At 65.8% G+C, this 18,807-nt stretch carries 16 protein-coding genes; 8 read left to right on the forward strand and 8 right to left on the reverse strand.

All coding sequences use genetic code 11. The features are described from left to right. Window positions 1-2,843: DNA mismatch repair protein MutS (mutS, locus tag D4Q52_RS03435; RefSeq protein ID WP_234831053.1), on the reverse strand; the 2,843-nt coding region annotated here is incomplete at its 3' end. Between the two features lie 168 nt (window positions 2,844-3,011). On the opposite strand from mutS, the gene pcaF reads away from it, so the two are divergent. Then, window positions 3,012-4,223 carry a 3-oxoadipyl-CoA thiolase gene (gene pcaF, locus D4Q52_RS03440; RefSeq protein WP_119855159.1) on the forward strand — a complete coding sequence of 404 codons (1,212 nt, stop codon included), beginning with the start codon at window positions 3,012-3,014 and terminating at the stop codon, window positions 4,221-4,223. Between the two features lie 52 nt (window positions 4,224-4,275). Here pcaF and D4Q52_RS03445 read toward each other — a convergent pair whose 3' ends face one another. Continuing rightward, on the reverse strand, window positions 4,276-5,394 hold the full coding sequence (locus D4Q52_RS03445; RefSeq protein ID WP_119855160.1) for a vWA domain-containing protein: 1,119 nt from the start codon (window positions 5,392-5,394) through the stop codon (window positions 4,276-4,278). 123 nt (window positions 5,395-5,517) lie between these two features. On the opposite strand from D4Q52_RS03445, the gene D4Q52_RS03450 reads away from it, so the two are divergent. Further along, window positions 5,518-5,997: an MmcB family DNA repair protein gene (locus D4Q52_RS03450; RefSeq protein WP_119855161.1), complete on the forward strand. Its 480-nt coding sequence runs from the start codon at window positions 5,518-5,520 to the stop codon at window positions 5,995-5,997. 186 nt (window positions 5,998-6,183) lie between these two features. Here the strand turns inward: D4Q52_RS03450 and D4Q52_RS03455 are convergent, their stop codons facing one another. Next, the gene (locus D4Q52_RS03455) at window positions 6,184-6,738 is read right to left on the reverse strand and encodes an ActR/PrrA/RegA family redox response regulator transcription factor (RefSeq protein ID WP_119855162.1); all 555 of its coding nucleotides are present in this window, start codon (window positions 6,736-6,738) and stop codon (window positions 6,184-6,186) included. Between the two features lie 106 nt (window positions 6,739-6,844). After that, the gene (locus D4Q52_RS03460; RefSeq protein WP_119855163.1) at window positions 6,845-8,170 is read right to left on the reverse strand and encodes an ActS/PrrB/RegB family redox-sensitive histidine kinase; all 1,326 of its coding nucleotides are present in this window, start codon (window positions 8,168-8,170) and stop codon (window positions 6,845-6,847) included. A gap of 102 nt (window positions 8,171-8,272) precedes the next feature. On the opposite strand from D4Q52_RS03460, the gene D4Q52_RS03465 reads away from it, so the two are divergent. The 4 genes from D4Q52_RS03465 to D4Q52_RS03480 all read left to right on the forward strand — a co-directional run bounded on the left by D4Q52_RS03465 (window position 8,273) and on the right by D4Q52_RS03480 (window position 12,662). Further along, window positions 8,273-9,067 (forward strand): ABC transporter ATP-binding protein, encoded by a 795-nt coding sequence (locus D4Q52_RS03465; RefSeq protein ID WP_119855416.1) that lies wholly within the window; start codon window positions 8,273-8,275, stop codon window positions 9,065-9,067. Between the two features lie 231 nt (window positions 9,068-9,298). Continuing rightward, a complete protein-coding gene (locus D4Q52_RS03470) occupies window positions 9,299-10,129 on the forward strand; it encodes an ABC transporter permease (protein WP_119855164.1) in 831 nt (276 codons plus the stop codon). Window positions 10,130-10,246: 117 nt separating this feature from the next. Beyond that, the gene (locus D4Q52_RS03475) at window positions 10,247-11,575 is read left to right on the forward strand and encodes a polyhydroxyalkanoate depolymerase (protein ID WP_119855165.1); all 1,329 of its coding nucleotides are present in this window, start codon (window positions 10,247-10,249) and stop codon (window positions 11,573-11,575) included. Between the two features lie 250 nt (window positions 11,576-11,825). Continuing rightward, window positions 11,826-12,662, forward strand: coding sequence for a M48 family metallopeptidase (locus D4Q52_RS03480; RefSeq protein WP_119855166.1), 837 nt, complete (start codon window positions 11,826-11,828; stop codon window positions 12,660-12,662). Window positions 12,663-12,883: 221 nt separating this feature from the next. On the opposite strand, the gene D4Q52_RS03485 is transcribed toward D4Q52_RS03480, so the two are convergent. Further along, complete coding sequence (locus tag D4Q52_RS03485) at window positions 12,884-15,136, reverse strand: transglycosylase domain-containing protein (RefSeq protein ID WP_119855167.1); 2,253 nt, start codon at window positions 15,134-15,136, stop codon at window positions 12,884-12,886. A 188-nt stretch (window positions 15,137-15,324) separates the two neighbouring features. On the opposite strand from D4Q52_RS03485, the gene D4Q52_RS03490 reads away from it, so the two are divergent. Next, window positions 15,325-15,576, forward strand: a complete 252-nt coding sequence (locus tag D4Q52_RS03490) for a hypothetical protein (protein WP_119855168.1) — start codon at window positions 15,325-15,327, stop codon at window positions 15,574-15,576. A 465-nt stretch (window positions 15,577-16,041) separates the two neighbouring features. Here the strand turns inward: D4Q52_RS03490 and D4Q52_RS03495 are convergent, their stop codons facing one another. From D4Q52_RS03495 to D4Q52_RS03505, 3 genes are all read right to left on the reverse strand, one after another. Further along, window positions 16,042-16,248 (reverse strand): hypothetical protein, encoded by a 207-nt coding sequence (locus tag D4Q52_RS03495; RefSeq protein WP_119855169.1) that lies wholly within the window; start codon window positions 16,246-16,248, stop codon window positions 16,042-16,044. 268 nt (window positions 16,249-16,516) lie between these two features. Then, window positions 16,517-17,737 carry an ABC transporter substrate-binding protein gene (locus D4Q52_RS03500; protein WP_119855170.1) on the reverse strand — a complete coding sequence of 407 codons (1,221 nt, stop codon included), beginning with the start codon at window positions 17,735-17,737 and terminating at the stop codon, window positions 16,517-16,519. Window positions 17,738-17,884: 147 nt separating this feature from the next. Then, window positions 17,885-18,247, reverse strand: coding sequence for a DUF1304 domain-containing protein (locus D4Q52_RS03505; RefSeq protein WP_119855171.1), 363 nt, complete (start codon window positions 18,245-18,247; stop codon window positions 17,885-17,887). Between the two features lie 81 nt (window positions 18,248-18,328). On the opposite strand from D4Q52_RS03505, the gene D4Q52_RS03510 reads away from it, so the two are divergent. Then, window positions 18,329-18,757, forward strand: coding sequence for a DUF1330 domain-containing protein (locus D4Q52_RS03510; RefSeq protein WP_119855172.1), 429 nt, complete (start codon window positions 18,329-18,331; stop codon window positions 18,755-18,757). Window positions 18,758-18,807: the final 50 nt, after the last annotated feature.

Below are 18,807 nucleotides of genomic sequence, written 5' to 3' on the forward strand. Positions count from 1 at the left end.
CCATCCTCCTCCGCGTCGGCGGGCTTGAGGGGCTCTCTGAGCTCGCCCCCCACGCTCGGGGGGGGGGGGGCGGCGGGGGGGGGGGGGGGGGCGCCCCCCCCCCCCCCCCCCAAAACCAACCCCAACGACTGCGGTAGCTTCGCCTTCAGCGCATACAGCGCCTCGAGCGCTTCGCGCGGGGACATCTCGTCGGGATGTAGCGCTTTCACTGCTACGATCAGTTGCTCGGCTTCGCTCGGCGGTGCGGCCTCGGCCGGCGCGCGGGCCGTGATGGCGAACAACGGCAAGTCGTCGATCAGCGTCTTGGGCTGACCGCGGTCGTTGGCTTCTAACTTGGCCAGCACCGACTTGGCGCGCGACACCACGCTCGCGGGAAGACCGGCCAGCTTGGCGACCTGGATGCCGTAGGAGCGGTCGGCGGAGCCCGGCAGCACCTCGTGCAGGAACACCACCTCGCCGCGCCATTCCTTGACCCGCACCGTGGCGTTGAACAGCCGCGGCAGCTTGGCCGACAGCGCCGTCAGCTCGTGATAGTGCGTGGCGAACAGCGAACGACACCTGTTCTGTTCGTGCAGATGCTCGATTGCCGCCCAGGCGATCGACAGGCCGTCGAACGTGGCGGTGCCGCGGCCAATCTCGTCGAGGATCACCAGCGCCCGCTCGGAGGCCTGGTTGAGAATCGCGGCGGTCTCGACCATCTCGACCATGAAGGTCGAGCGGCCGCGCGCCAGATCGTCGGCGGCGCCGACGCGCGAGAACAGCCGGTCGACCACGCCGATCCGCGCACGTGCCGCCGGCACGTAGCTGCCGACCTGCGCCAGCAGCGCGATCAGCGCGTTCTGGCGCAGGAAGGTCGACTTACCGGCCATATTCGGGCCGGTCAGCAGCCAGATCTGACCGCTTTTCTGCGCGGGCCCGGGCGACAGGTCGCACGCATTGGCGATAAATGGTTCGCCGGCGCGCCGCAGTGCCTGCTCGACCACCGGGTGCCGGCCGCCTTCGATCGCAAAGCTCAGCGACTCGTCGACCTCCGGCCGCACGTAGTTGTCGTCAGACGCCAGCTTGGCCAGCGCGGTGGCGACGTCGAGCAGCGCAAAAGCGTGCGCTGCGGCGCGCAGATCGTCGCCGGCGGCATCGATCATTACTGCCAGCCGGTCGAAGATTTCCAGCTCGAGCCCGAGCGCGCGGTCGCCCGCATTGGCGATCTTGGCCTCGATCTCGCCGAGCTCGGCGGTGGTGAAGCGGACCTGGCCGGCCAGCGTTTGGCGATGGATGAAGGTGGCGTTGAGCGGCGGCGCCATCAGTCTGTCGCCGTGCTGCGCCGAGACTTCGACGAAGTAACCGAGCACGTTGTTGTGCCGGATCTTCAGACCTTTGATGCCGGTGTCGTCGGCGTAGCGCGCCTGCATCGAGGCCACGACGAGGCGCGACGCATCGCGCAGCTTGCGGGTCTCGTCGAGCGCCGGCTCATAGCCGTCGCGCACGAAGCCGCCGTCGCGCTTGAGCAGCGGCAGATCGTCGGCGAGCGCACGACCGAGTTCCGAGCAAAGATCACGCGACGGCCGCTGCAGTGCCGCCATCGCGCCGGCGATGTCCTGCGGCGGCTCGGCGAGGCGCGACAGTTGCGCCAGAACCTCGTCGGCGGCGCGGATGCCGCTGCACAGCGCGGCGAGATCGCGTGGGCCGCCGCGGCCGAGCGACAGCCGCGCCAGCGCACGCGCCATGTCCGGCGCGGCCCGCAGCGCGCTGCGGATCTGTTCGCGCAACGTCGGTTCGACCACGAAGGCCTCGACGGCATCGAGCCGCCGCGCGATCGCGGCCGCATCGGTCAGCGGCGCGGCAAGGCGCTGGGCGAGCAACCGCGAACCGGCGGCCGTGACGGTGCAGTCGATGGCGTCGAGCAGCGAACCGCGGCGTTCGCCGGCGAGCGTGCGGGTCAGTTCGAGATTGGCACGGGTCGCCGGATCGATCGCCATGGTGGTGCCGATCGCCTCGCGCGACGGCGGCGACAACGGCGGGCGCTTGCCGAGCTGGGTGCGGTCCACATAGGTGACGCAGGCGCCTGCCGCGGTGGCCTCGAGCCGCGACAACGCGGCGAGGCCGTCCATGGTAGCGACCGCGAAGTAATCGCACAGCCGCTTCTCGGCGGTGGCGCTGTCGAACACGTCGCGGGTCAGCGGCGTCACCGCGGCGAGTTCGCGCAGCAGCGGGCCGATCTCGGCGTCGCTATACAGCGCGTCGGCGACGATCGCTTCGTTCGGATTGATCCGCGCCAGCGTCGCCGGCAGCTCGCCGGTCGAGCATTCGGTGACGATGAATTCGCCGGTCGAAATGTCGATCCAGGCAAGCCCGATGCGGTCGGCGCCGGACGAGCCGCGGGCGCGAGCGATGGCCAACAGATAGTTGTTGGCGCGGGCGTCAAGCAGAGTGTCTTCGGTCAGCGTACCCGGCGTGATCAGCCGCACCACGTCGCGCCGCACCACGCTCTTGCGGGCGCGCGCCGCCGCCGGATCCTCGGTCTGCTCGCACACCGCGACGCGATGCCCCAGCGCGATCAGCCGGTGCAAGTAGTCGTCGGAGCGCTCGACCGGCACGCCGCACATCGGAATGTCGGCGCCGAGATGCTTGCCGCGCTTGGTCAGCGTGATGCCGAGCGCGCGCGAGGCGATCTCGGCGTCCTCGAAGAACAATTCGTAGAAATCGCCCATCCGGTAGAACAGCAGCAGGCCCGGATTGGCCGCCTTGATCTCGTGGTACTGCTCCATCATCGGCGACATCTTCGCCGGTGCCTCGACGGGCGGGGACGGATCGGGCGGCGCGGCGATGTCGGCATGGATGGTCATGGCCGATGTCTAGCAAACTTCACCCGGCCCGCTCCACCGCAGCACGCCGGTCATGCACGGTTTCCGCATGTGGTTGTGCGTGGCGTGTGCATTGACCGCCCGGGGCTTGCTTCCTAAAACCCGGGCACAAATCCGGCCCAGCCCGGATCGCCACAAGGGAGAGTTTCGATGGCCGACGTCTTCATCTGCGACGCAGTGCGCACTCCGATCGGCCGGTTCGGCGGCTCGCTTGCCAAAGTCCGCGCCGACGACCTCGCGGCGGTTCCGATCCGGGCGCTGATGGCCAAGCATCCGACCATGGATTGGAGCGCCGTCGACGAAGTGTTCTTCGGCTGCGCCAACCAAGCCGGCGAAGACAACCGCAACGTCGCCCGCATGGCCGCGCTGCTCGCCGGCCTGCCCGACTCCGTGCCCGGCCAGACCCTCAACCGGCTGTGCGCCTCCGGCCTCGATGCGGTCGGCGCGGCGGGCCGTGCGATCCGCGGCGGCGAAATCGATCTGGCGATCGCCGGCGGCGTCGAGTCGATGACCCGCGCGCCGTTCGTGCAGGGTAAGGCCTCCGAGGCGTTCTCGCGCTCGGCCGAGATCTTCGACACCACGATCGGCTGGCGCTTCATCAACCCGCTGATGAAGCAGCAATACGGCGTCGATTCGATGCCGGAGACCGGCGAGAACGTCGCCGAGGAATTCCAGGTGTCGCGCGCCGACCAGGACGCCTTCGCGATCCGCAGCCAGCAGCGCGCCGGCGCGGCGATCGCGGCTGGTTACTTCGCGCAGGAAATCGCGCCGGTGACGATCCCCGGCAAGGGCAAGGCTGGTCCGACCGTGGTCGACCAGGACGAGCACCCGCGCCCGGAGACAACGCTGGAAGGCCTCGCCAAGCTGAAGCCGATCGTGCGCAATCCCGGCACGGTGACGGCCGGCAACGCCTCGGGCGTCAATGACGGCGCCGCGGCGATGCTGATCGCCTCTGAAGCGGCGGTGAAGAAATACGGCCTGACGCCGCGCGGCAAAATTCTCGGCCTCGCCTCGGCCGCCGTGCCGCCGCGCATCATGGGGATCGGCCCGGTGCCGGCGACCCGCAAGCTGATGGAGCGGCTCGGCCTCAAGATCAGCGATTTCGACCTGATCGAACTCAACGAAGCCTTCGCGTCTCAAGGCATCGCCTGCATGCGCCAGCTCGGCGTCGCGGACGACGCCGACTTCGTCAATCCGCACGGCGGCGCGATCGCGCTCGGCCACCCGCTCGGCATGAGCGGCGCGCGGCTGGCACTGACCGCCGTCCACGGCATGGAAGCCCGCGGCGGCAAGCTGGCACTCGCCACGATGTGCGTCGGCGTCGGCCAGGGCGTCGCGATGGCGATCGAGAAGGTGAACTGAGCCCTCAACCCGCTGCCTCGCCCCGCTCGTTCGGGGCAAGGCAGCCGAGGAGCTACCGTTGCAACTGCGCCTTGAGCGTGGCCTCCACTTCGCGATCGAATGATGACGCTTGCTTCGGCTGTTTGTTGCGGTGAGCCCGCAGGTACTCGTCGCGTTGCTTGACCAGGGCGGCGAGCTTGATGTTGAGCGCCTGGCGTTTGCTGATCTGGTCGTCAATCCTGGCGGCGCGTTGCTCGGCGGGTAGGGCGCGCAGACTGTCGGGCAATTCTGCAATCTTGATATCACCGAGCTTCTGCCGTCCTGCAGCAACGTCGCCGACCAGATCGCCGCCACCGGTGACGGCCTCGGACGAAGTCGCGGCGCGTTTGTTGAGATAGCTCGCCATGTCGGAGGCGGCGGCCGGTGCGGCGGCGGCGACTTCGGAGAGTTGCCGCATCTTGTTTTCCGTCCGCTTCTGCAGCGGTGCCGGGCCGTAGGGGATCACGGTGCCGTTGATCTCCTTCTGCAGGATGATGATGTCGTCGTCATACGGCGTCTCGATGATCACCACCTGGCCGCCGTCCTGCGGGATCGGGATATAGCGGCCCCGGCCGCCCTCGGCGATGGCGTGCCAGATGCGCGCGGTGTCCTGCGCACTGCCGGCCTGCACGGCGTTGACGATGATGTCTTTCTGCCGCGCCACTGCCAGCGTGGTCGGATATTTGGTGTCCTGCGCGTAGTCCATGTGCGGCGGCGCGTCGCCAACCAGGAACACGATGCGGCGGGTTTCACCGCCGCTGCTCCAGCGCATCTTATTGACGGCGACGTCGAGCGCTTCGTTGACGCTCTCCGGCCAGTCGCCGCCGCCGCGCGCCTGCAGGTCGAGCAGCCGGGCGTAGAGGTCCTGGATGTCGGAGGTGAGGTCGACGCTGCGGGTGACGTAGTCGTCGCCGATGTCGCGGTAGGCGACCAGGCCCATGCGGATGTCGGCGTCGGGATTGCTGTCGACGATCGCGGTGGCGATCGACCAGATTTTTCGCTTGGCGCCTTCGATCAGCCCGCTCATCGAGCCGGTGGTGTCGAGTACGAAGGCAACTTCGACCGCCGGCTTGGCCTGTGCGGTCGATTGAAAAGCCAGCGGCGCGGCGAGGGCCGCGAGGATCAGCGCCCGGAACAGGGTGATGCGTTTCATTAATCGTCTCCAACTGCCCCCGCAGCCATGCCTCAAAGCATCGCTGCGCGGCGCGCGGCGACGGCGCGGTTCCGGCACGCCCCGCTTGGGAGCCGGCGTCGGAATCGGCTAGACTTCGTCGCGATGAAAACGAATGCCGTTCACATGCTGGTGCCGCCCGATTTGCGGCAGTCGGAAACCGCGCTGCAGATCGCGCGCGGCACCACCCGGCTGCTGCGCTCGCTCGGCTTTGCCTGCGTCAGCGAACTGCCGCTGCCGTCCGGGCGGCGCGCCGATCTGGTGGCGCTGAACGAGCGCGGCGAGATCTGGATCGTCGAGATCAAATCGTCGCTGGCGGACCTGCGGGCCGACCAAAAATGGCCGGAGTACCGGGCGCATTGCGACCGGCTGTTCTTCGCCTTCACGCAGGATCTGCCGTGCGACATCTTTCCCGGCGACACCGGCCTGATCGTCGCCGACGCCTATGGCGCCCACCTGCATTGCGAAGCCCCCGAGCACAAACTCCCGGCGCCGACCCGCAAACTGATGATGCTGCGCTTCGCACTGGCCGCGGCACAGCGGCTGGGGCGGCTGAGCGATCCGCAGGGATTTGGGGAAGGGTAAGCTTCTCCCCGAGCCGCAGCGCGCTCCCTCTCCCGCTTGCGGGAGAGGGCTGGGGTGAGGGCGCCCCAGGCAATGAGCTCATGACTCGTGGAGAGGAGTGCGCGGGGAGAGGTTGTGATGAACGCGTCGAGATTCCGGGTTCGCGCTGCGCGCGCCCCGGAATGACGGAGAGGCTGGAGGGGGGCCTCAGCGCGGGGCGCGCTTGGCCAGGATGCGCTGCAGGGTGCGGCGGTGCATATTGAGGCGGCGGGCGGTTTCGGAGACGTTGCGGTTGCACATCTCGTAGATGCGCTGGATGTGCTCCCAGCGCACGCGGTCGGCCGACATCGGGTTATTGGGCAGCTCGGACTTCTCGTCGCCGCTCGCCAATAGCGCTGCGACGACGTCGTCGGCATCGGCCGGCTTCGACAGATAGTCGACGGCGCCCATCTTCACCGCGGTCACGGCGGTGGCGATGTTGCCGTAGCCGGTCAGCACGATGGCGCGGGCGTCCGGGCGCTCCTTCTTCAGCGCCGACACCACGTCGAGGCCGTTGCCGTCGCCGAGCCGCAAATCGACCACCGCGAAGGCCGGCGCCTGCTTGCCGATCTGCGCCAGACCGCTGGAGACACTGTCGCAGGAGGTGACCGCGAAGCCGCGGGTCTCCATCGCGCGCGACAGGCGCTCGAGGAACGGCTTGTCGTCCTCCACGATCAGCAGCGAGCGGTCGGTGTGGTCGTTCAGTTCGGGGATGGCGTTCACGGCGTGGGGTCTCCTGAGCGTCAATTCAAAAGATATGGCGACCGGGTGCGACAATGCCAAGGCCCGGGCAAAGCCCGAGCCCTGCGACCGGACCGCGCGCCCCCGTTCAAGTCTCTGTCGCGACGACGCTTTCGGTGTTTTCGAAGCGGCTGCGCGGCCATGTCAGCTGGACCACCGCGCCGTGGTCCGGAAACAGCTTATTGCGAAACGACACCTTGGCACCGGTGCGTTCCAGCAGCGTGCGGGCGATGAACACGCCCAGCCCCAAGCCGGCACGATCGGACGGGCCGTCGTCGTCGGGATGGCGGCGGCGCGACAGATACGGCTCGCCGATGCGCTTGAGCAGGTCCGGCTTGATGCCGGGGCCGTCGTCCGAGATCATGATCTGCACCGTCTCGGTATTCCACCAGGCGTTGACCTCGACCGTATCGCGGGCAAAATCGACGGCATTCTCCAGGATGTTGCCGATGCCGTAGAGGATTGCCGGGTTGCGCATCACCACCGGCTCGGCGACGCCCGACACCGCCACCCGGACCTTGATTGTGACGCCGAAATCGCGGTGCGGCTCGACCGCCTCCTCGATCAGGGTCGACAGCGGCATCTTGTCGAACGGCGCGCCGGCGGCGTTGAGATGCGAAATCTTGGCGAGGATCTCGCGGCAGCGCTGCGCCTGCTCGCGCAGCGTGCGCAGGTCGCTGGCCATCTCGGGCGGCGCGGATTTTTCCAACTCGCGCGAGATCAGGAAGATGGTCGACAGCGGCGTGCCGAGTTCGTGCGCGGCGGCGGCGGCGAGGCCGTCGATCTGGGTGAGATGCTGCTCGCGCTCCAGCACCAGTTCGGTCGCCGACAGCGCGTCGGCGAGCTTGCGCGCCTCTTCGGTGACCTGGAAGGTGTAGACGCTGGTGACCCCGATCGCGAGCAGGATCGAGAGCCAGACGCCAATCAGGTAGATTTCCGGCAGTTGCACGGCTTCGTCGCCGGCCCAGGGCAGCGGCTGGTGGCTATAGCCGAGCAGCGCCGCGCAGCCGGCCGCGAAGATACCGAGTGCGATGGTCATCCGGGTCGGCAGCGCGGTGGCGGCGATCAGCACCGGACCGAGAAACAGGAACGCGAACGGATTCTGCAGCCCGCCCGTGAAATACAACAGGCCGGCGAGTTCGGAGATGTTCAGCGCCAGCAGCGCGGCCGCATGGACCGGTTCCAGCCGCTGCATCGGGTTGAAGGCGATCTGCAGCGCGAGATTGACCAGCGCCGAGGCGCCGATGATGGCGAGGCAGGGTAGTACCGCAAAATCGAACTCGAGTCCCTGGGCGACGATGAAGATCGCTGCCAGTTGGCCCAGCGCCGCCAGCCAGCGCAGCCGCAGGATGGTGTCGAGCCGGACATGGCGGCGGGGGTGGCGGAAATCGGCGGAGATTAGATCGTCGGACATGCGCCGGACACTACTCGCCGCGCCGGGTGTTCACAATTCGCGCCGTCGTCGCGGCGCCGCAATGGCTTGCACAGCGGCGCCGCACTCGTCAAAACGCCTGCCATGACTGTCGAGCCCTCATCCCGGCCGCTTCCAGCGACCGTCGACGCCGCCGCTGCGATCGAGGTCGCTGGCCTGGTGAAGCTGTACAAGACGACCCGCGCGGTCGACGGTATTTCGTTTTGCGTGCCGCGCGGCAGCATCACCGGCCTGCTCGGCGGCAACGGCGCCGGCAAGACCACCACGATCGCGATGATCATGGGGCTGGTGCTGCCGACCGAGGGTCGCATCCGCGTGCTCGGCCACGCCATGCCGGAGCAGCGCGCCGCGGTGCTGGGCCGGATCAATTTCGAGAGTCCTTATGTGGATATGCCGTCGCGGCTGACGGTGCGGCAGAATCTCAGCGTGTTCGGCCGGCTCTACGACGTGCCTGATTTGCGCGGCCGGATCGCCGAACTGGCGGCTGATCTCGACCTCGCCGAGTTTCTCGACCGGCCGAGCGGCAAGCTGTCGGCCGGGCAGAAGACCCGCGTGGCGCTGGCCAAGGCGCTGATCAACCGGCCCGAGCTTCTGCTGCTCGACGAGCCGACCGCCTCGCTCGACCCCGACACCGCCGACTGGATCCGCGGTCACCTCGAGACCTACCGCAAGGCGCGCGGCGCCTCGATCCTGCTCGCCTCGCACAACATGCTCGAGGTCGAGCGGCTGTGCGATCGCGTAGTGATCATGAAGCGCGGCCTGATCGAGGACGACGACACCCCGGCCGCCATCCTGGCGCGCTACAACCGTGCAACGCTCGAGGAAGTTTTCCTCGACGTTGCGCGCGGCCGGGATCGCGAGGAAGGCAGCTTGCTATGAGGCAAGAACTCACCACACGTCGTCCCCGCGAAGGCGGGGACCCATATCCCCTGGCTTCTCGATTGAAAGATGGTGTCTGCCCTCAGTCCTTTTACCGCGCCGCTGCGGAGTATGGGTCCCCGCCTGCGCGGGAACGACTTGGTGAGAGGCTGCGCGCAAATCGGACGAAGATACTTCCCGGGAACTTTGATGAGCTCGCGCTACTCTTTCCAAACACACAGGTCTAGCGCCATGAAATCGCTGATCGGCAGCCTCGAGTTCGGCCAGGGCCTCGCCTGGCACCGCATCGCCGCGATGGTGCAGCGCTATTGGTACTTGCTGCTGTCGTCGTGGCCGCGGCTGCTGGAGCTGGTGTACTGGCCGGCGCTGCAGATCATCACCTGGGGGTTTCTGCAGAGCTACATCGCCGAAAACGCCGGGTTTTTCGCGCGGGCCGGCGGCACGCTGATCGGCGCGGTGATCCTGTGGGACATCCTGTTCCGCGGTCAGCTCGGCCTCTCGATCTCGTTCCTCGAAGAGATGTGGGCGCGCAATCTCGGCAACCTGATGATGAGCCCGCTGAAGCCGATCGAGTTCCTGATCGCGCTGATGATCATGAGCCTGATCCGGCTGGCGATCGGCATCGTGCCGATGACGCTGCTGGCGATGATCTTCTTCGACTTCAATCTGCTCGGCTTCGGACTGCCGCTGATCGCCTTCTTCTGCAACCTGATTTTCACCAGCTGGGCGCTCGGGATCTTCGTGTCGGGCCTGGTGCTGCGCAACGGGCTCGGCGCCGAGAGCATCGTCTGGTCGCTGATGTTCGGCATCATGCCGCTGGCCTGTGTATACTATCCGGTGTCGGTGCTGCCGCATTGGCTACAGGTGATCGCCTGGTCGCTGCCGCCGACCTACGTGTTCGAGGGCATGCGGGCGCTGTTGATGCAGCACGTGTTCCGTGTCGACCTGATGCTGTGGTCGCTCGGACTCAACGTGGTGCTGTTCGCTGCCTCCTTCGTGAGCTTTCTGGTGATGCTGAATAGTGCGCGCCGCCACGGCTCGTTAATTCAGAGCGGTGAATAGGCTGTTTCCGGACAGCATTGGCCGGGGCGTTGTGCTCATATTTCGATCTATCGATTGACGCCCCCCGGCCCAGCGGCCACTATGCTGCGGCGCGAAAGAGCTCAAGGGACAGATACTATGCCAGTGATTGGTGAATTTGGCCGCCCGCCGGAGATGCCGGCCGAAGTCAGCCCGGCGATGACCACGCCGATGTACTGGTTCTACGAACTCGCGCACGCCTCGCTCAATCCGGCGCGCGCGATGTCGGACGCCACCAAGCTGGCGCTGAAAAATCCGCTCAATCCCTGGAGCCATACCGACTTCGGCAAGCAGATCGCCGCCGCCTGCGAGGTGTTCGAGCGCACCACGCGGCGCTACGGCAAGCCCGAATGGGGGCTCGACACCACCGACGTCAACGGCATGCGCGTGCCGATCGAGATCCACAGCGTGTGGGAAAAGCCGTTCTGCCGGTTGCTGTATTTCGAGCGCAAGCTGGAGCGTCCGCTGCGCCACCCGCACCCGCGGGTACTGATTGTGGCGCCGATGTCGGGCCACTACGCGACGCTGCTGCGCGGCACCGTCGAGGCCTTCCTGCCGACCCACGAGGTCTACATCACCGACTGGTCCGACGCCCGGATGGTGCCGGTTGCGGCCGGCCGGTTCGATCTCGACGACTATGTCGATTACGTCATCGAGATGCTGCAGGTGCTGGGCGGCAACGTCCACGTCGTTGCGGTGTGCCAGCCGTCGGTGCCGGTGCTGAGTGCGGTGTCGGTGATGGAAGCCAATCAGGATCCGTTCGTGCCGCTGTCGATGACGCTGATGGGCGGTCCGATCGACACCCGCCGCAACCCCACGGCGGTCAACAATCTCGCGGCCGAGAAGGGCATCGACTGGTTCCGCAGCCACGTCATCACCAAGGTGCCGTTCCCGCATCCGGGGGTGATGCGCGACGTCTATCCGGGCTTCCTGCAGCTCAACGGCTTCATCAGCATGAACCTCGACCGCCACGTCGACGCGCACAAAAACCTGTTCAATCATCTGGTGCAAGGCGACGGCGACCTCGCCGACAAGCATCGTGAATTCTACGACGAGTATCTGGCCGTGATGGACCTCACGGCGGAGTTCTATCTGCAGACCGTCGACCAGGTGTTCGTCAAGCACGCGCTGCCCAAGGGCGAGATGATGCATCGTGGCAAACTGGTCGAGCCGTCGAAGATCACGCGCGTTGCGCTGATGACGGTCGAAGGCGAGAAGGACGATATCTCCGGACTGGGGCAGACGGAAGCGACGCATGAACTGTGTAGCTCGATCCCGGATGATCGGCGCGTGCACTACGTGCAGAAGGGCGTCGGTCATTACGGCGTGTTCAACGGCTCGCGATTCCGTTCGGAAATCGTGCCGCGTATCTCCGATTTCATGATGTCGGCTGCGAACAGCGCGCGTGCGAGTGCTGCGGCGGAGTAATCAGCAACACGACAGCTGATGATTGTGGATAAGCCGCAGGATGAGTTGGATTTGTGAAGCCAAATCAAACCGGAGCGTGCTTAGGTCCGCGGGTGCGGGAGGCGGGAAATCCGGATTCACCGAGTTCCAAACGAGTGAGTTGTGAGTCACGATTCATGCGCATTATCTGAATCTAAATTCGATGAATTTTTGAGTTCCCGGGCCCATCTTGTAGGGGGCTGGCTTTCGCCAAACCCTGTATATTGGGCAAATGATTTGTTTTTGCGCCGAGCGCTTCCATTGGGGGCGGATATGGCAGACTCCAGGCGACCTTTCGTTGTCCGGATCTGTAGAAATGGCCTTCCGCGCACTTCTCTATCGGCGGCCCACTGAGCCGTCGACCATCGCCGTTCGTCACGGCTCGCAGTTCTTCGCCGTCCGCATTCGGCGTCATCGCCGCGCCCGCCGCTATACGCTGCGCATTCATCCGAGCGACCGCGAAGCGATCCTGACGATGCCGCCACGCGGCACGCTGGCTGACGCGAAGGAGTTTGCACAGCGTCACGGCGCCTGGATCGCGGCGCGTCTCGGCCGTCTGCCAAAGGCGGCGCCGTTCCAGCCCGGCACGCTGGTGCCGCTGCGCGGCCACGACCACAAGATCGTGCACCGCACCGGCCGCGGTACGGTGTGGACCGAAACGCGCGAGTCCGGCGAGCGGATCATCTGCGTCGCTGGCGAGGCCCAGCATATCGATCGCCGCGTCCACGACTTCCTCAAGCGCGAGGCACGCAAGGATCTGCAGAAGGCTTGCGACCGCTACGCGCCGGAGCTCGGCGTCAAGGTCACGCGGCTGTCGATCCGCGACCAGTCGAGTCGTTGGGGTTCGTGCACCTCGGCCGGATCGCTGTCGTTCTCGTGGCGGCTGATCCTGGCGCCGTCCTATGTGCTGGACTATCTGGCCGCGCATGAAGTCGCGCATCTGGTCGAGATGAACCACTCGGCACGGTTCTGGCGGGTGGTCGGCAAGGTCTGCCCGCAGATGGAGCGCGCCAAGAGCTGGCTCGACACCCACGGCAACGACCTGCACCGCTTCGGCATCAGCGACTGAGGTGTTCTGATCGCGGACGCCGTGACCGCGTCGCCCTCACCCCAGCCCTCTCCCGCAAGCGGGAGAGGGGGCTCGCAGCGGTCGGGGAGGGTTCAAACTACTTAGGGTGCTAACACGAAAGCAGACGTTGCTCCGCTTGCGGCGCGCTCCCTCTCCCGCTTGCGGGAGAGGGTTGGGGTGAGGGCTGCCGCGCATGCTGAGATCAGCTGCCGGCCAGCGCATCACCGCCCGAACAACCGATCCATCAGCCAGCCATCGAGCCCCGCATCCGCCTCTGGCCGAACGTTCGCACGCGTCGGCGGCGGCGTGCGGTTTGCGTTTGGCGGAGGCATGTTGGTGACCTGGGCTTCGCCGCGCGGACCGGCCTGCGCGATGGTGCCGCCTGCCGGCACCGCGCCGCCGGTCAGGAAGCCGCCGATCGCACCGCCGATGCCGGAGCTCGTAGGCGCGGCGGCGCCGCTCGCCACCAGCGGCCCGCCGCTCCAGCCGCCCGGCAGCGGCTGCGGCGCCGTGCCCTTCAGGGCCTCGCGCATGAACCGGGTCCAGACGTCGACCGGCAGGCCGCCGCCAGTCGCCTTTTTGGTCGGCGAGTTGTCGTCATTGCCGAGCCAGACGCCCGTGACCAGCGCGCCGGTGTAGCCGATGAACCAGGCATCGCGGAAATCCTGGCTGGTGCCGGTCTTGCCGGCGGCGCTCCAGCCCGGCAGGTCTGCCTTCTTGGCCGTGCCCGACTGCAGCGTCTCCTGCATCATCGTGTTCATCATCCCGACCGCGCGGGCATCGACGACGCGCGCCGGCGCATCGGAAGACCGCGCGTAAACGACCTTGTTGCCTTGCGCGGTGCGGATCCGGGTCACCACATGCGGCGACACCGTCAGCCCGCCATTAGCGAACGGCGCATAAGCGCCGACCAGCTCGAGCAGCGTCACTTCGGAGGTGCCGAGCGCGATCGACGGGTTGGCTTCGAGCTTGGAGGCAATGCCGAGCCGGTGCGCGGTGCGGACCACGTTCTTCGGCCCGACTTCGAGTCCGAGCCGCACCGCCACGGTGTTGAGCGACATCGCCAGCGCCTGGGTCAGCGTCACCGAGCCGAAATATTCGTGGGTGTAGTTCTCCGGCTTCCAGCCCTTGAGATCGAGCGGCGCGTCCTGCCGGATCGTCTCCGGCGTCAGCCCGGCCTCGACCGCGGTCAGGTACACGAACGGCTTGAACGCCGAGCCGGGCTGGCGCTTGGCGGTGACGGCGCGGTTGAACTGGCTGTCGGCGTAGTTGCGGCCGCCGATCATGGCGCGCACCGCGCCGCCCGGCGTCATCGCCACCAGCGCACCCTGCGACACCTTGAACTTGACGCTTTTGGCGGCGAGTTCGTCGATGATCGCGGCCTCGGCTTCTGCTTGCAGCTTCGGATCGATCGAGGTCTCGACCACCACCGACTGGTCGATCTGACCGATCAGATCGTCGAGCACTTCGGTGATCCAGTCGGCCACGTAATTGATGGTGCCCGCGCCGGTCGGCTTGACCGTGTAGACCGGATTGGCGATCGCGGTCCGCGCCTGCTTGTCGGTGATGAAGTCGGCGTCGGCCATCGCGGCCAGTACAATCTGGGCGCGCTTCTCGGCGCCTTCGGGGTTGCGGTTCGGCGCCAGCCGCGACGGCGACTTGACCAAGCCGGCCAGCATCGCGGCCTCGACCAGTGAAACCTCCCTGGCGGATTTGCCGAAGTATTTCTGCGCCGCCGCCTCGATGCCGTAGGCACCCGAGCCGAAATAGACCCGATTGAGATACAGTTCGAGAATCTCGGTCTTGGAGTGCTTGCGCTCCAGCCACAGCGCCAGCTCGACTTCCTGCAGCTTGCGGGTGATGGTGCGGTCCTGGGTCAGGAACAGGTTTTTGGCGAGCTGCTGCGTCAGCGTCGAACCGCCCTGCGACACGCCCCGGTGCAGCACGTTGGCGACCGCGGCGCGGGCGATGCCGACCGGATCGACGCCGAAATGCTGATAGAACCGCCGGTCCTCGATGGCGATGAACGCCTTCGGCAGATATGGCGGCAACTCCTTCAGCGACACATTGGTGCCGGCCATCTCGCCGCGCACCGCGAGCTGGGTGCCGTCCATCCCCACGATCGTGATGGTCGGCGGCCGCTTGGGAATCTCCAGCGATTGGATCGGCGGCAGATGGGCGCCGACCCAGACCATCACGCCGACCACGGCGAGCACGCCCCAGATCCCGACCACGGCAGTCCAGTACACCGTGCCGGTGACGAAGCGGCGGAACCCGCCTTTGCGGCGCGGTTTGGCTTTGGATTTGCTGCGGCCGGTCGATTTGCCGGCTGACGCTTTCGGTTTTTTCGGCATGTCGTCGTCGGCCACGTTCACCCTGTCGTCGGGACTGATACGCAGGCCCGCAAGCGATTCCGCGAAGCCGCCAAATGTCGGCTCCCGCCGTTCGCCGGCTTTCTTTTTGCCCAACGCCATACGCCACGCCCGTGCCGATCGATCAGCGGACCGTAGCGGACCGGGTTTAAGGCCTGGTAAAGCCATGGTTAAAACCGGGTTCCACAACGCGGCAGCGGGTCGCGCCGAGCCGGCGAATTGAGACATCTCAAATGGCCGGCGCATGGAGCTGCAATACAGGCTGGGCAGCGCTGCCAAGAAAGCGAGCCATGACCCGCGTGCTCAAGACCGCCGACGAGATCGAACATTTGATGCTGATCGATGTCCGCCAGCAGCGTCATTGCGACAAGGTGGAGGCGATCCGCATCGCTGGTTGCCTGCCGGACGACGACAACAACCGCGCGAATTGGAAGGTCATTTCGGTCGATCCCGGCGGCGCCAGCCGCGAATTCGCCGGCGCCGCAGTGATGATCGCAATGGACCGCCTGCAGCGTGAAGTCAGCCTGATCCCGTGGGAGTAAGCCACTTAGGCGCTGCGTCGCTTGATGGAAGCAGACCACCCTCTCCACTTGCACCGAGTCCTCATCCTGAGAGGCTGGCCGAAAATGCGGCCCTTAAAATTAGGCACGTTCCTATCCACGCGTCATGTCCGGCCTTGTGCCGGGCATCCACGCCTTGCTGAAGGAAATGCAGAAAAGGCGTGGATGGCCGGGACAAGCCCGGCCATGACGAAGTTTGTGAGCAAATTAGCCGACCGTAAAATGCGGCTGTGAAGCCGGCTTTAGTTTTGAGCCAGGCTCTGAGGAGCTCGGCGAAGTCGGGCGTCTCGAAGGATGGGGCCAGGCAACGCCCGAGGCTACATGGTTCGAGACGGCGCTATGCGCCTCCTCACCATGAGGTGGTGCTTGTGGCAAGCTGTCCGAGAGCCAATACGGTTGAACCACAACCGGATCCGGTCGACGCGGCGGCGCCGCTTGTCTCGCCCCTTAATGATAGTCCCGCCGCGGCGGGGCGATGCCCATTTCGCCCATCAGCCAGCTCTTCATCTTGGCGCGGCTGGCGAAGCGCTTGGCCGCCAGAAGCAGTTCTTCACGCTCGTCGCCTTCCGGCGTCAGCGCCGCTTCGATGTATTTGGCGACGGCCAGCTCTTCGAGTTGTTCGACGGTGAAATAGCGGCTGGTTTCTGCGTTCATCGTGTTTTCGCCGCGACGCGCGGCGCTCCCGATTCGCTCGCTGAGATAGCGTTTGCCACCGCCGCATTCGACGACGATTCGGAAGACCTGTCTGTCGTGTTTTGAACGACGTCAGCCGGACTCAGGGGGAGGCTACGCATTGCCGATGACGCAGTTACTGATTAGTTGTCCGGGGCTGGTGCCCCGTGCTGATGACGTCGGATGAAAGGTACCTTTGGGATGAGCGCCGGTGCGATGCGGCAGGCATCGCACCGGGACACCTTCGATCTTACATCGCGGCATTGTCCTCGATGATCGGTCCAAACAGTTCCCAGCGTTCGCCGTTGAACTTCATCATCCGCAATTGCTTGTTGACGCGGAAGTCGGTCGGCGAGGTATTCACCGCCATGCCCGGCAACGCCAGGTCACCGACGAAATTTTTGATGTTGGCGGCCTGCTTCATGACGTTGTCGCGGGTGAGGTCGTCGCCGCATTGCTTCAGGATCGTCACCAGAAGCTCAGCGGTGCTGTAGCCGTAGCTGTTGACGGTGTTGAGCTTGTCGCCCTCGGGATAGTACTTGTCCATGAAGGCGAAATACTTCTTAACGCCCTCGTCATTGGCCCATTGCGGATCAGCGGGGTCCTTACCGTAATTGACGCTGATGATGCCCTTGGAGATGTCGAGGCCGGCTGGCTTCAAGGTCGCCGACACCGGACTGGCGTTGATGTCCAAAATATGCACCGGATTCCAACCGAGGTCGGCGACCTTCTTGATCGCCTGCGCGGCGAAGCGCGGTGTCGAGGCGTTGTACAGCAGCGTGGCGCCGGCGGACTTCAGCTTGACGATCTGGGAATCCACGGTCGGGTCGGTGAGTTCGTAGGACGCCTCCGCGATGATCATCTTGTCGGCCTTGTCGCCGAGCGCCGCTCGCAGCCCGGCGACGTAGTCACGACCAAGATCGTCGTTCTGGAACAGGATCCCGATCTTGGCGTCGGGATGGTTCTGCAGGATGTAACGGCCGTAGATCCGGCCTTCGGTCTGGTAGTTGGGGTTGAAACCCATCGTCCAGGAGAAGTTCTTCGGATCCGTGAAGCGCGTCGCGCCGGTGGCGGCCAGCAGCTGCGGCACCTTCTTCTGGTTGAGATATTTCTGCACCGCAGCGTTGGACGGCGTGCCGATGATCTGGAAGGTCAGCAGCACCTCGTCGCTTTCGACCAGCTTGCGGACCTGCTCGACGGCCTTGGGCGGGGAGTAAGCGTCGTCGTACTGGATCAGATTGACCTTGCGGCCGTTGATGCCGCCCTGCTCGTTGATCATCCGCATATAGGCGGCCTGTGTCTTGCCGATGCCCGCATAGGCCGAGGCGGGGCCCGAGAACGGCACGGTCTGGCCGATCTTGATCTCCGTGTCGGTGGCGCCGGGATCGTACTTCTTCTGCGCCGCGGCGGGCGCGGCGGTCAGCGCAACGGTCGCAAGAGCCGCTACGGCGGCCTGATACAGGCTCTTCATCGCTGGTCTACTCCCTCTGGCTTATGACCGGCGGCGTTTGCCTGCCGCCGTTAGCAGGGAGTGTGGATCAGCGCCCGGAGGCTGGCAATGCCGTCGGGGCTGTCTGTTCCACTTTGTTGCTCTGTGCGATGCAGCATGCGTTGCCGACTACGCGATCCAGACCGTGATCAGCGCGAGCACGGCGGGCGCCGCCTGGATGTAGAGAATGCGGCGACTCACGGTCCATGCGCCGTACAATCCGGCGACGACGACGCAACCGAGGAAGAACGTTGCGAGCTGCTGCGCCACCGCGGGATTGGGATTCAGCAGCGACCAGACCAGTCCGGCGGCGAGGAAGCCGTTGTACAGCCCCTGATTGGCGGCCAATACGGCGGAGGCCGCGGCCTTGTCGGGGGTGTTGCGAAACACCTTGAGGCCGAGCGGCTTGGTCCACAGAAACATCTCCAGCACGAGGAAGAACACGTGCAGCGCTGCGATCAGCGCGACGAGAAGGGCGGCAACAAGGTTCACGCGCAGGCTCCCGCAGACATCGACGGCTTCGGTGTGATACTAGCACGACCAAACCGATTCAAAGCAAACCGGAGGTGGCGCATGACGGGGCATATCGATCCGACCAAGGAGATTTTTGCGCAGTTTCGCGACAACGATCGCGCCGGGCCGATCCATATGCTCAATCTGGTGCGGCTGAAACCGCGGGCGACCTACCCGGATGGCCGCGAGGCAACCGGAGCTGAGGCTTACGCCGCTTACGGCCGCGATTCGTTGCCGGTGTTCTCCAGGCTCGGCGGCAAAGTGGTCTGGCAGGGTGCGTTCGAACTGATGCTGATCGGCCCGCAGAGCGAGCGCTGGGATCACATGTTCATCGCCAAATATCCGAGCGTGTCGGCGTTCGTCGAGATGATCCGCGATCCGGTGTATCGCGAGGCGGTGAAACATCGTCAGGCTGCGGTCGAAGATTCCCGGCTGATCCGCACCCGGCCATTGCCGGTCGGGGAGGGATTTGGCCAGATCCCGGAGTAAGCGATGCATTAAGGTGACGTTCGTTTCGCAGTCCGGCTAAATCTTCAGAC

The sequence above is a fragment of the Rhodopseudomonas palustris genome, assembly GCF_003591005.1.
Taxonomy (GTDB): Bacteria; Pseudomonadota; Alphaproteobacteria; order Rhizobiales; family Xanthobacteraceae; genus Rhodopseudomonas; species Rhodopseudomonas palustris_K.